We start from the raw sequence: 12,440 nt of genomic DNA on the forward strand, positions 1-12,440 counted from the left end.
GGCGGGTCTCGCTCGACCGTGTCTACGAGAAGAACCGTACCCATGTCAGGAACGAAAATCTACTCGTACCACAGTAGATTTCCCCCTTCTCGGGAAGGAAGAAGCCTGCCACGATCGCGGCTCACCGGTTGGCGGAAGCCGCCTCCTGCCGAGCGCGCAACTGCTCATGCCGAACCCTGATGAGCTGCTCGCCGTCATCTCCGCCGCGGTGGAGTCCGAGCGCGCGCGGTCCGCGAGGGACCGGCCCGATCGCGGCGAGGCGCCCACGCATCTGCACTTTCATCTCGCTCGGATCCTGCAGGGCAGCCTCGGTATTCCGGAGAACGGGCGCCGTTGCCCGGCCGGCGCTTTCCGAGCGGACGGCGACACAGCGGTGGGGGCCCTGCCGACGTGCGTCGGCAGGGCCCCCACCGGGATTCTGAGGGCGGTCTCGCGCCCGTCCTCACACGGCCACGGGGCCGGTGCCGCCGAGCAGTGCGGAAGCGGTTCGGAGGAGAGTGGGTCCACCCTCGCCGACGGGCGCGCCCTCGGGTCGGTCGTGGCAGGTGAAGCCGAGACGCGTCATGGCCCGCACGACCTCGCCGGCGGTGAAGTCACGGGGGTCCTGTCGCGTGCTGACCTGGCCCACCTGTTTGACGGAGTAGCGGCGGCGGCCGATGGTCACGGACGCCCCCGTGACGAGCTCGGGCCTGACGCCCTTCATCGAGGCCAGAACCCCGGTCCTGGTCAGGTCGAACGGGTACCGGGCGATGACACAGCGCATGATGCCTCACAGGGGAGAAGTCGCAGGGGGAAGGAGAACGGGCCGCCCGGGGCGAGACCGATCAGCACGAGAGGGCGAGTACGCCCGGAACCCGGCCGCACTCACCGACGCCGCCCGAGCGGCCGCCGGGTGAGGGCAGTGGTACGTCGAGGACGTCCCGCAGACGGATCCGGTCCGTGTACGCGGAACTATCGCGGAGAACGGCGAGCCGGAGCCGGGTGACCAAGCCCGTGCTCTCGTCGTCCCCGTCGCACACGGTCAGGTACTCGACCCGGGCACTCGCCATGACGGACAAAGCCACCTCGACGGTCATGTCGTCACATACCCGAGGCCCGTGCCCTTCGCGGTCGTCGACCACGGGAACGGGGGTGGGGTCCGGCCTGCGGTACTGCGTCCGCGCTGGGGTCAAGGCTGTCTCCTTCGGTAGGGGATGGTCGGCTTGGCGGCGCTTGCGGCCCCGGGAGAGCACGGCGGCTTCCGGGAGGCCGAGGAGGCTCCGGGGACTGCGCCGGCCTAAGCAGCCGAGTCGTTCCCGGGCCGCCGCTGTGCCCTGCGGCGCGCCCCCGCGTCGGCGGGTCGGCCCTGGCCGGTGCGGCCCCGGCGGTCCCTGGACGGCGAAGGCGCGCGGCGGGTGCGTTCCACGACGGGCGCGGTGATGACCACAGGGACCCCGGAGGGCGCCTGGGCGCCTGTGATGCGGCTCAGCTCCGCCTCGCCCGAGCGGACCGGGGTGACGCGCGGGGTGATGCCGGCCGAGGCCATCAGCCGGGTCATTCCGCGGCGTTGGCCGGGGGTCACCAGGGTGACGACGCTGCCGGACTCCCCGGCGCGGGCCGTACGGCCGCCACGGTGCAGGTAGTCCTTGTGGTCGCTGGGCGGATCCACGTTGACGACCAGGTCGAGGCTGTCGATGTGGATACCGCGGGCCGCGACGTTGGTGGCCACCAGGACGGTGACGTGACCGTCCTTGAACTGCGCCAGGGTCCGGGTGCGCTGCGGCTGGGACCGGCCACCGTGCAGGGCCGCGGCGCGGACACCACTGTCCAGCAGGTGCCTGGTCAGCCGGTCCACGGCGTGCTTGGTGTCCAGGAACATGATGACCCGGCCGTCCCGGGCCGCGATCTCGGTGGTCGTGCGGTGCTTGTCCGCGTCGTGCACGTGGAGTACGTGGTGCTCCATCGTGCTGACGGCACCGGCCGACGGGTCGACGGAGTGGACCACCGGGTCGGTCAGGTAGCGGCGGACCAGCAGGTCGACGTTGCGGTCCAGGGTGGCCGAGAACAGCATCCGCTGACCCCCGGGACGCACCTGGTCGAGCAGGGCGGTGACCTGGGGCATGAAGCCCATGTCGGTCATCTGGTCGGCCTCGTCGAGCACCGTGATGCCGACGTCGTCGAGCCGGCAGTCGCGCCGGTCGATGAGGTCCTTGAGCCGACCGGGCGTGGCGACGACCACCTCGGCGCCGGCACGCAGCGCACCGGCCTGCCTGCCGATGGACATTCCGCCGACGACGGTGGCGAGCCGCAGGCTCACCGAGCGGGCATAGGGACCGAGCGCGTCGGTGACCTGCTGGGCCAGCTCACGGGTGGGGACGAGGATCAGAGCCAGTGGCCGGCGCGGCTCGGCGCGCCGGCCCGCCGTACGGGCGAGGACCGCAAGGCCGAAGGCGAGAGTCTTGCCCGACCCGGTGCGACCGCGGCCGAGCACGTCACGGCCGGCCAGGGAGTTCGGCAGGGTGGCCGCCTGGATCGGGAACGGTACGGTCACGCCTTCGTGGCCGAGCGTGGTCAGCAACGGCGCCGGCATGGCGAGATCGGCGAACGCCTCGACAGCGGGCAACGCGGGCGTGACCGTCTTCGGCGGCGCGAACTCGCTCCCCGCGGGCTGTCGGTTTCCGTAACCGGCGGAACGGCGCGGAACGCCGGAGCGGTTCGCGGCGGCGCTTCCTCCGAAACGGTCGTATGTGCGATTGGTGCGTGCGCCTGTGGAGCGGGTGCGGTTCATGCGGAACCTTCCTCGATGCGGGCACGTATCAAGGAATTTCCGCAGCAGAATGAGCGGCGCAGAGAATCGCGAGAACGGGCCGAAAACGACAGGGTCGAATCACCCTGGAAATGAAGCGAGCTGGGGCTCGCACTCCAAGGTGCGGGCCCCAGCTGCGAAGTGCGCGGCGGTGCCGGTGCGTCAGGCGGGAACGATGTTCTCGGCCGTCGGGCCCTTCTGGCCCTGGGCGATGTCGAACGACACCTTCTGGCCTTCCTGCAGCTCGCGGAAGCCCTGGGCGGCGATGTTCGAGTAGTGGGCGAAGACGTCGGGGCCGCCGCCGTCCTGCTCGATGAAGCCGAAGCCCTTTTCGGCGTTGAACCACTTCACGGTGCCAGTAGTCATGTTGTTTCTCCTTCGGAGGCGGTGTCAGGAATACGCCCTGTGCGCATTCCGTGTCGCCGTGATGATCAGCCGTCGGAAAAACCTTCTGGCAACCACACCTGCAACTGAGATCGACAGTAGCACGGTGCGATCGGCCTTGCGTGGTGGATAATTCCGCTCCGCCGGGCAGCCGAGGAATACTCGTCGTACCCCGCACCTATATCTCATTTCACGGGCACAGATATTGCTCTCCGTGGGCGCGGCCTTCCTGTCGTGTACGTCCACCCACAGCCCTGTGACCTCCCTCGACGGGACATGTGCCGCTGCACCGTCATCAGCGGTCGGTACAACGGCGAACGCGTCTGAGACTCCTGTACCGCGACAAAGGTCACATCTTCCGTGAGACCTCGCCCCGCGGTGGCGGGCGTCTTGTGCGAAGTCCAGTCGATGGTGATCAGGCCCACGTCGGTCAGGTAGGCCCAGAGATTGGAGGGAGCATGGGGAGTAGCGTGGGAGGAGCGAGGCGAGTCGCGTGTTCGCACCGGCTCCCGAAGACGGGTGGTCCTCATGACCGGCTCTGATTCACCCCCTGATTCCCCGCATCTGCCGAGCGGCGTTCACGAGGCCGTACGGCCGGGGTGCGCGCTCCTCCGGCTGGAGACGACGGAGTCGCGGGAAGGTGTGCTGGATGGTGCGTGGTGGCCGCGGTCGCGCGACATCGCTGCCGAGCTGCCCGAGCTGCTGAGCGCCCTCACCAGCCACCTCGGGCCGGTCACCCGCGTCGGGCTGGACACCGCGGCCTGGCAAGGGCTCCTGACGCGGATCGTCGTCGACGACCGGGTGGTGCACATCGACTCCTTCCCCGTGGGCGACGACACCGTCCTGATCACCCGGGGCGACCGGGACCTCTTCTCGCTGCTGGTGGTTCCGCCGAACGCGACACCCGAGGCCGCCCGCGCCGCGATGGCCCAGGCGGTCCGGGCAGACAACGTCAGCAAGGCGGAACAGATCCTCATCGATACCGGGAGCGGGCAGGAGCCGCCGGACTGACGCGCCGCGGCTCGACCGAGGCCGGTGAGGTCAGCCGCGCCACTCCACCATGAGCAGCGTCGCGTCCTCCGTGGTGCGTCCGCCCCGCGCCCGCTTGAGCGTGTGCGTCACCGCCCGGACCCCGCGGCCGGTCCTTTCCAGATGGTTCACACAGTCGATCAGCTGGTCCTCCCCGAACTCCTCCCCGCCGGTCCTGTGCTCCTCGACCGGTCCATCGGTGAAGCAGAGGACGCGGTCCCCGCGTTCCAGCCCCAGCTCGCTGATCCGTGGCTCCGCACCACCCAGGCCGACCGGGAGGGTCGTCGGGGCCGCCAGGCGGCCCGCGACGCGGTGGTTGCGGGCGAGGACCGGCGGCGGGTGCCCGGCATTGACCCACTGGACCCGACCTGTCGTCGTGTCCAGCTGCATCATCTGCGCGGTGGCGAAGTGCTCGGGACCGAACTGCTCCGCCACCGCGCGGTCCGTGAAGTCGTAGATCTCCGACAGCCCGATGCCGGCGCGGCGGGCGTGGCGGTAGGCGCCGATGGCCACGGTGGCCATCGTGGCCGCGTCCAGGCCGTGCCCCATCGCGTCGATCACGACCGCGTGGAGGACGTCCCCGTTGAGGGCGTAATCGAAGCTGTCCCCCCACGTCATAGGCGGGTTCCAGGATTCCGGCCACGGCGACCCTGGGCCTGATCATCGCCAGCGGTGGCAGCAGGAACCACTGGATTTCCGCGGCGGCGTGGCCCTGGACGACTACGAGCGGATGCAGTCGGCATGGCTGGGGGCGAGATCGCTGCAAGCGCGGGTGAGGACCGGCTCCCGCTTCCCCGGCCCTCGGCCCGGCACGCCCAGTGGCACTGGGCCACACCACAGGCTCAGTCGGTCCTCGCGACGGGAGACCTGGCCGACATCCTGCCCATGACCGCCTCACAGCGGGACATCGCCCTCAGCTCTGGACGGTTGGCGCGCGTTCTCCAGGACTGGATCGGCGGGCACTTCCGTCTGCCCGCTCCCGACATCCCGTCGCTCACTTCCTTCAGCCTGCCTCGGCTTGGGCGAAGAGCGGATTCCCCACCCCGGCGAGGCGGCGGGTGCCGATGTGCCGGCGGAGGAAGCCGCGATGCTGGTGAGGGCTCGCTGGGGCCTCGGCAATGCGCCGATCCCGAACGTCGTGCATCTTCTTGAGGCGCTGGCGTACGAGTCTTCTCGCTGTCCCGCGACCGCCCCGGGGTCGACGCTTTCTCCTTCTGGGATCGCGGGCTCCCGTTCGGCTGTTGAGCACCGAGAAGACCGCAGAACGTGGGCGTTCGCCCCCCGCGGCGCGAGCACCAACCTTCGAAGTGGCACGCGAAACCCCCGACAGGGGCCGCTGGCCTGCACTTGGGGCACGCAGAGGGCACGCTGCCCTCAAGTTGGACTAGACAACAAAAACCCCCGGGCCGCCGGCCTGGGGGTTTCGCATGGAGCGGGTGACGAGAATCGAACTCGCGCTCTCAGCTTGGGAAGCGACGGCGCTTGGGTGGGCGAATGGCCGCTGTCCGTTCCTACCGGCACGCTCTGGGCACGGGGGCCACCATCTGTCGAGCTGTACGGCGCGCGGCGCTTCGCGCCGACCGGCGGGCATGGCCTGACGGACTGATCTGGAGTTTCCGTTGCCATTGCACATCTGACGTACGGAGGTGGCATCACCAATGTTGGTGACATACTCTTCTATGTACATCACCAACATTGCGTAGGAGGTGTTCGTATGTCTGTGACCCAGATCGACATCGATGATGACGCTCTGGAGCGTGCCATGGCTCTGGCCAAGGTCAGGACCAAGAAGGAAGCGGTCAACCTGGCTCTGCACTTCTACGCCGAACAGCAGGAGCGTGCGGCGCGCATCAGCCGTCACTTCGAGCGGGCGCGTGAGTGGGGTGCCGTCGAGGACGCCGAGCGCCTGCACCGGGCGGAGAAGCACAGCCGGTGATCTACTTGCTCGACACCTCCGGCCTGGTCCGGCTGATCCGCGAACCAAAGCTGCAGTCGGCCTGGTACGACGCGATCGACGCCGGTGCCATCGCATCCTGCTACGTGCAGCGAACCGAGTTCCTGTACAGCGCCCGGAACGGCCGTGAGTACGACGAGATCGCGGAGATGTTCACCGACCTCTATCCCGACGTGTCGGTGCCGAAGAACGCGGGGCGTTGGATCAGCGCGGTGCAAAACCGTATGGCCCAGGCCGGGGAGCATCGCAGCGCCTCGGCGGTGGACCTCGTCATAGCCGCCACCGCCGCCCACCACGGCCTGGCTGTCCTCCACGACGATGCCGACTACCGGGCCATCGCCCAGCACGCAACCGATCTGCTCGAGCACAATGTCCACGACATCACCTGAGGCGCTTTCCCCCACAGGTTGTGGACGGGAACTTGCGAACGTCGGCCATCGGGCCTGAAGCGTCACTTGACGTGTATGGCGTGCCTGGCCATGCGCCAGCCGTCATCGATGCACCGCAGTTCCTCCTCGTAGACGGCGCTGATGACGGCGCCGCCGTCCACGCCGCCCAAGCCCTTGGATCGGACACGGACAGCAGGGCCGGAACGTCGTCGTAGGTGCCGCTTGCCGCGTCGCGGACGAACTTCGCTCGCTCCACGACGAGTTCCTTGCCATCGGGGTCCGCGGACAGGAGAGCCAGGGTCGTCGAGGCACTCCTCCGCCGTCGGGGTGGCCGGCAGGGATACGAACGCCGGCGCCGAGGAGACGTTCATGACCACCGCGTCCGCCCTGCCGACCAGCAGCGGCAGGAAGGCGCACGTCATACGGATCGTGCCCAGCAGGTTGACGGTGACATGGTTCTCGGCGACCGGCAGGGAGACCGCGTCGAGGCCCGAACCGCCTCGGCGGCCCGCGTGATCGACGCCGGGTCGGTGAGGTCCAGAACGAGGGCGGGCGCGCGGCGGTGGTCATGCCGAACAAGGCGGGCAACTCCGGGAACGCGGCGGAGCGGGCGATCCGTCGGGCACTGGTGGAGCAGGGTGTCGTGGAGTGCGTTGTGGCGCTGCCCGACAGACTCTTCTCCGGAACCTCGGTACCCGTGTGCGTGTGGCTGCTGCGGCACCCGGCCGACGCCGGGAACCATGTCCTGTTCCTGGACGCGCGTGACCTGGGCGTCATGCGGCGCGGCGGGCGGAGGGTGCTTGCCTACGACGACGTCCAAGCCGTCCTCGACTCGTACCTGGCTCTCAGTCCGTGGGAAGGACCCGCCCGACCGGACGACTCCCCTCCGGCGACCGTACCCAGCGCGCGTGTCGACAGGGAGGCGCTGCGCCGCAACGACTACTCGCTCAATCCCATCGACCACATCGGCCGTTCGTCGGCCCCGGACTCTGGTGCGGCCGGTACCGCGGAGGCGGAAGCCTGGGCCGAGGTGTCGTGGCTGAGGGAGAGATGCGCCGACCTGGACGAGCGCACCGTCGGCCTGCGCGCCGAGCTGGAGACCGACCGAGGGCGTCAGGCGCCTCGGCGCAGGGCCACGCTCGCGGCGTTGTGCGAGATCCAGACCGGTCCGTCGCACGCGTTGCCGGCGCCGCAGGACCGGACTCCTTACGGCGTGGTGCCGGTCGTCTTCCCAAGGCACCTGCGGGACGGGCGGGTGACCGACAGCGTCGACGAGCGCGTCTCGCCGGAGCTCGCAGAACGGCTGACGCGCTACCGACTCGCGCCAGGTGACATCGTCTGTATCCGCTCGGGCGCCATGGGGCCGCCGGCCATGGTGCGGGGGGACCAGACGGGGTGGCTCATGAGCTCCAACGTGATCAGGCTCCGCTGCCGCCAGGACGCCGGGGTCCTGCCCCACTACCTGCTCGCCGTGCTGAGCCGTCCGGACGCCGTGAACTGGATCAGGGATCGAGCGGCCGCCACTGCGGCTCCGTTCATCACCAAGGACGCACTGGGACGCCAGGAAGTCCTGCTCCCTCCCCTCGACGTGCAGCAGGAGATCGCCGAACTGCTGATGCTCCTCGGGGAGCGGTCCGACGCCCACCGGGAACTGGCGGCAGCCATCACCCACGCACGAGGGCTGCTTCTCGACCAACTGACGAGCGCCTCGCCCTCCTCTCGAGACAGCGAAAGGAAATCCCGATCACGACCACCACAGACCCCACGCGCCTGTCCCGGTCCGTCGCCTGGGCGCTCTGGCTTCTGGTCATCGTGCTCTTCTCCATGCTGGTCGCCGTGTGTGTTGCCGCTCTGAAATACGCGACCGGCGTGGGCCTCGCTGACTTGATCCTGTACGCGGGGGGCGCGTTCGGTACGACGGCAGGGCTGTGCTTCGCCGCGGTGGAAGCAGTTACGACGCTGCGGAACTGGACCACGACGGACGACCACCGGAACCTGCCGTGTGCATCGGCCGACACGAACCGGCCTACTGGTTCTGGCTGATGGTGGGCTGGGCCGGTGGCTCGCCCATGGATGGTGAAGAGCGGCACTCGACCCGCTCTTGACAAAAAACAAACCCCAGGCCACTGACCTGGGGTTTCTCTCTGGAGCGGGTGACGAGAATCGAACTCGCGCTCTCAGCTTGGGAAGCTGCAAGCACTAGCGGTCCATTCGACTGCTGACCTTGGCGAACGGTCTGAGAGCTGCCTGTCGGCCTGGGCTGCGTTCACCGTGGTTCCCCGTTGTTCCCCGCTCGATCTGGTGCGCATGTGGTGCGGCTGGGATCATCCGCGTTGAAACCCGATGCTCACCTGAACACGCAGACGACGCGCCCATAGTCTTCGATCTGCTGCTGTTGTTCGTCGGGACGAGGTGCGTGCTCGTTGTCTCCACACCTGAGGACTGTTCCGTCGTCTCCCTCAAATACGGAGACAACGCCTCCGTGATGGCTACAGGCTCCTGGGCGGCCGATGGAGTCTGACGGCCACCCGTCTGAGCACTCGTAGCCCTGATACGTCCAGCGAACTGGCGTGTGCGTGGCGGATGGAACTCCAGAGCTGACCGGCGGATCCTCGTCGTCATCGTTCCATCCACTGAGTTGGGCTGTGATCGGGAGGACGACGAAGATCCCTACGCCGATAAGGCCGGCCACGGAGTAGGCCACCACCCGAGCGACCCGCCACGCGCGGTTCTCGACGAGCCTTTGCAGGAGTCTGCGCACGGAAGACTTCTAGCAGAGCAAGCGGCTCTAGCGGGCTTCTTCGCCGACGTTGGCGGCAGCTCTCCAGAGCGTCAAGCGGCGGACTGCTGGTCGTCGTGTCTGGCATTCCGCAGACCCACCAACACGCTTTCCAACTGTGGTGGTGGGGTGGCAGACGTCGTTTGAGGACGTTCACCTGGGTTCATAGGCGACCGTCTGCCGAAGCCGAGACGTTTCCGGGGCTCGCCTGAACGGCCGGCCGTGTACGGGGCTGAATGAGACGGAAACTGAGACGGGCCGGCTAGCAGCTAGGCTCCGGACCTTCCTCAGCCTGTTCGGCCGCACCCATCACGTGCCCCATGACGATCCGCGTGTACTCCCACAGGGCCTCCAGCAAGTCCGTTACGCCGTGAGGCCGACCATCAGGAGTGACGGCCTGAACCTGAGCCGTGATGTTGTATTGTCCCTCGACTGACTTGATGCGGCCCTTGGTCCGATACCGGAGTAGCACAGCGCCATCTTCAAACGAGTCAACTACCACCTCCACGTCAGGTGGCACGCTAGCGGCCGCCCCTTCCTCGGTTTCGAACTCGACCGCTGGTGTGTGCCGGATGCTCTGTGGTGCCAGATCGGGCTTGACCTGAAGGTGGTGCTTGGTGGTGTTGTCTAGGTCGCGTAGGACCAACAGAAGGTCCTGATCAAGGCTGCCGCCGTGCTCGGGACGCTGGAACGGCTGAACCTGCTCCAGAGCTTGGCGGCACCAGTCGGGCAAGCAAGACAGCGCCTTCTGGCGGCTCTTCCACTCTCTGAGGGTGCCGCAGATGGGGAACATGAGTACCTTGAGCTGCTTTTCGTCCGTCACGCCAGTCTGCCGCGCGATGGCCACGATCAGGTTGTCGAGGGCCGCCCGCAGGTGATTGACGGCCTCACCGAATCGGAAGCCCCAATCGGCAAGTGGTGGAGATTGAGATACCTGGAGCCGCAGCTCCCAGCTGAGTCGATCTTCCGCGATGCTGGCCCGGACGCCATAAGGGGTGCTAACGCCCCACGCCTGCATGTCGGCCGACAGTGCTGCTCCAAGCTGATGGGCGCGCGCCAGGCGGCTAACTTGATCGCTGAAGTCCACTTTATGACCTAACTCCCGTTACCTGGCGCTACCTTACTGTCGTCCCTAGGGCTGCACCTAGCAGTTTTGCGGGCAGCGGGTCCTACAGACCTCAGCTTGGGAAGCCCGGGTTCTTTGACAGCGGTTGCTGTGCTGACCTGCGGTGGAGTCGTGTTGGAGCCCTGGTCGCACCCGGGAGAGCTTCCCGCTGTTCCCCGTGGTTCCCCGCGTGATCTGGCACGTGTATGGCACGGTCCCTTCGCCTCGAAGGTCCCTTGGCGGAGCTGGGAGCCCCGGAGTGTCTGAGCCTCAGCCGACGACAGTCAGCCACGCTGCCATGTCGTCGACCAGAGCAAGCCCCGTCGGTAGAAGCGTGGCGGCGGGGGCTTGGCTGAGGACCTCTTCGTTCCGAAGCAACTTGCGTGGGGCTTCTACCTTGGGCGGCCGTACCTCCGGCCTTTGTTGACGGCCCGCACGCGTTCGTGCTCGTCCGCCGATGTTCGTCGGCGTTGTCACGCAGTTAGACACTCACCTGGGTGCGGCTCCGGTGGGGGGGGATCAGCGGGCGTCAGCTCAGTTCCGATCTGGCAGTCGGCCGCAAGCGGTGGGGCAGAGAGTCGCACGCGCGAACAGAGGCCGGCACTGAAGCGCTGGAGGACGTTCCATTCTCGGTCGCCGATGTAATGAAACCGTGTGCGCCGAAGGATGCAGGAACGCCATGCTGATGACCATGCCGAACCTCGCACATCCCCTGTTTAGCGCCCCCGTCGAGTTGATCGACAGCGAGATGGTCCGCGGCTTCCTGGCGCTGGAGCTGGAGGAGAGTTTCACCCTCGACTACAAACGTAATGTCGATGCAGTGTCCGACACCGTCGCAGCCATGGCCAACAGTTACGGCGGTATCGTCCTCATCGGCGTTGACGCCCACCCCAAGGACAAGAACCTGCCCGGGGAACTGGTCGGGGTCAAGGCGATCGACAAAGACCGGCTGGTCAGCAAGATGGCGACCACCTTCGACCCGCCTGGCTGGACGCCGGACGTCATCCCGGTCACTGTGGACGACCGGCTCCTTCTCGTAGTGCGGATTGACCCGGACAGCGTGCCCCGACCGCTGTTCCACCAGGGAGTCGTCCGAGTCCGTCTGGACGGCCGCAACATTCCTGCTGACCGTCGCCTCGTGTACGCACTCTTCCAGCAGGCCGCCGATCCGGTGCTTGCCTACACCGGTGACCCGCGCTTCCTGCCTGACCACCGCTCGGCCACACGCTTTCAGAGGGCTGCGGCCCCGCCCGACCTAGTCATCCGTGCCGCGGTTTCCCGGCCACTGCGAAGGGACGCCGCCCGTCTTCGGCTGCACGGCACAACGGTCGACGCCCTCATGCGGTCGCTAAGCGCGCCCAGTCTCACAGGCGCGTACGAGCTGCCGGAGCGGCTGCACGCGCTTGTGCAGCGGGTAGGGACACACCAGGACCAGCAACCATGGACGATCGATCCCGAGCACGGGAACGGTCGTCACGTCCGGCTCGCGGCCGGCCATCCCATTCCCGGTCCGCATCAGGCGGGCATACGCCTGGAGTGCAGTGCCACGCTGCCCAACGGCGGCAGCAGCCTGGACGTGCTCTTCGACCTGCTTCTCTGGACCGGTGGCAAGAAGATCGCAAACGACTTGTGGGTGCAAGCGTGCTACGAGGCCGTACGCGCGCTGATCCGGCACGCCCTGCCCACCCTCACCCTGGAGCTGCTCGGCACTGCGTCGATTCCCACGCCACCCATCGAACTGCACATTGCTTCCGGCGTGCAGGGGGATCCGTGGCTAGAGAACACGCTCAGCACCGACCTTCTCGGCGAGCCGACCGGCGCAGGACGCCTCCGCGGCGGCAGCGAGCACCTGAACGAGGAACTCGTGGCCGCTGGCGACCTGCCCAACGCGGTCATCCAAGCCCTGCGCAACATGGCCCTGGATTGGCGCTACCTCCATCCCAACTTCCCGGTCCTGCACGACTGACCAGCAACCGGACTACGGCGCATAAAGGGCGGCGGTGGATAGGAGTGGC

General features: G+C 67.7%; 10 protein-coding genes and 1 pseudogene. 5 read left to right on the forward strand and 6 right to left on the reverse strand.

The genetic code is table 11. The features are described 5' to 3' along the window. Positions 1 to 442: 442 nt before the first annotated feature. The 4 genes from S1361_RS21140 to S1361_RS21150 form a co-directional block, all read right to left on the reverse strand. Positions 443 to 763, reverse strand: coding sequence for an SCO5918 family protein (locus tag S1361_RS21140; protein ID WP_208033373.1), 321 nt, complete (start codon positions 761 to 763; stop codon positions 443 to 445). 61 nt (positions 764 to 824) lie between these two features. Beyond that, on the reverse strand, positions 825 to 1,172 hold the full coding sequence (locus S1361_RS39310) for a CBS domain-containing protein (RefSeq protein ID WP_425086977.1): 348 nt from the start codon (positions 1,170 to 1,172) through the stop codon (positions 825 to 827). Positions 1,173 to 1,276: 104 nt separating this feature from the next. Next, positions 1,277 to 2,767 (reverse strand): DEAD/DEAH box helicase, encoded by a 1,491-nt coding sequence (locus tag S1361_RS21145; RefSeq protein WP_208033374.1) that lies wholly within the window; start codon positions 2,765 to 2,767, stop codon positions 1,277 to 1,279. Positions 2,768 to 2,947: 180 nt separating this feature from the next. Continuing rightward, a complete protein-coding gene (locus tag S1361_RS21150) occupies positions 2,948 to 3,151 on the reverse strand; it encodes a cold-shock protein (RefSeq protein ID WP_048585022.1) in 204 nt (67 codons plus the stop codon). Positions 3,152 to 3,697: 546 nt separating this feature from the next. On the opposite strand from S1361_RS21150, the gene S1361_RS21155 reads away from it, so the two are divergent. Continuing rightward, a complete protein-coding gene (locus tag S1361_RS21155) occupies positions 3,698 to 4,180 on the forward strand; it encodes a DUF5994 family protein (protein ID WP_243769247.1) in 483 nt (160 codons plus the stop codon). 30 nt (positions 4,181 to 4,210) lie between these two features. Here S1361_RS21155 and S1361_RS21160 read toward each other — a convergent pair. Further along, positions 4,211 to 4,901: pseudogene (locus tag S1361_RS21160) on the reverse strand (PP2C family protein-serine/threonine phosphatase); the annotation flags it as partial. Positions 4,902 to 5,912: 1,011 nt separating this feature from the next. Here S1361_RS21160 and S1361_RS21165 point away from each other — a divergent pair. From S1361_RS21165 to S1361_RS21175, 3 genes are all read left to right on the forward strand, one after another. Beyond that, positions 5,913 to 6,134, forward strand: coding sequence for a type II toxin-antitoxin system VapB family antitoxin (locus S1361_RS21165; protein ID WP_180989643.1), 222 nt, complete (start codon positions 5,913 to 5,915; stop codon positions 6,132 to 6,134). Next, a complete protein-coding gene (locus S1361_RS21170) occupies positions 6,131 to 6,541 on the forward strand; it encodes a PIN domain-containing protein (protein WP_208033376.1) in 411 nt (136 codons plus the stop codon). The genes S1361_RS21165 and S1361_RS21170 overlap by 4 nt, the downstream gene beginning before the upstream one ends. A gap of 568 nt (positions 6,542 to 7,109) precedes the next feature. Then, positions 7,110 to 8,396 (forward strand): N-6 DNA methylase, encoded by a 1,287-nt coding sequence (locus S1361_RS21175; RefSeq protein WP_208033377.1) that lies wholly within the window; start codon positions 7,110 to 7,112, stop codon positions 8,394 to 8,396. A gap of 1,186 nt (positions 8,397 to 9,582) precedes the next feature. On the opposite strand, the gene S1361_RS21180 is transcribed toward S1361_RS21175, so the two are convergent. Continuing rightward, positions 9,583 to 10,407, reverse strand: a complete 825-nt coding sequence (locus S1361_RS21180) for a hypothetical protein (protein WP_208033378.1) — start codon at positions 10,405 to 10,407, stop codon at positions 9,583 to 9,585. 697 nt (positions 10,408 to 11,104) lie between these two features. Between S1361_RS21180 and S1361_RS21185 the strand changes: the two genes are divergently transcribed. After that, positions 11,105 to 12,391: an AlbA family DNA-binding domain-containing protein gene (locus S1361_RS21185; protein ID WP_208033379.1), complete on the forward strand. Its 1,287-nt coding sequence runs from the start codon at positions 11,105 to 11,107 to the stop codon at positions 12,389 to 12,391. Positions 12,392 to 12,440: the final 49 nt, after the last annotated feature.

This window comes from Streptomyces cyanogenus, assembly GCF_017526105.1.
Lineage (GTDB): Bacteria > Actinomycetota > Actinomycetes > Streptomycetales > Streptomycetaceae > Streptomyces > Streptomyces cyanogenus.

Bases quoted from the DNA above. Each gene is read 5' to 3' on its own strand.
- S1361_RS21140 (WP_208033373.1), bottom strand. From the start codon at position 763: ATGCGCTGTGTCATCGCCCGGTACCCGTTCGACCTGACCAGGACCGGG.
- S1361_RS21145 (WP_208033374.1), bottom strand. From the start codon at position 2,767: ATGAACCGCACCCGCTCCACAGGCGCACGCACCAATCGCACATACGAC.
- S1361_RS21150 (WP_048585022.1), bottom strand. From the start codon at position 3,151: ATGACTACTGGCACCGTGAAGTGGTTCAACGCCGAAAAGGGCTTCGGC.
- S1361_RS21155 (WP_243769247.1), top strand. From the start codon at position 3,698: ATGACCGGCTCTGATTCACCCCCTGATTCCCCGCATCTGCCGAGCGGC.
- S1361_RS21165 (WP_180989643.1), top strand. From the start codon at position 5,913: ATGTCTGTGACCCAGATCGACATCGATGATGACGCTCTGGAGCGTGCC.
- S1361_RS21175 (WP_208033377.1), top strand. From the start codon at position 7,110: ATGCCGAACAAGGCGGGCAACTCCGGGAACGCGGCGGAGCGGGCGATC.
- S1361_RS21185 (WP_208033379.1), top strand. From the start codon at position 11,105: ATGCTGATGACCATGCCGAACCTCGCACATCCCCTGTTTAGCGCCCCC.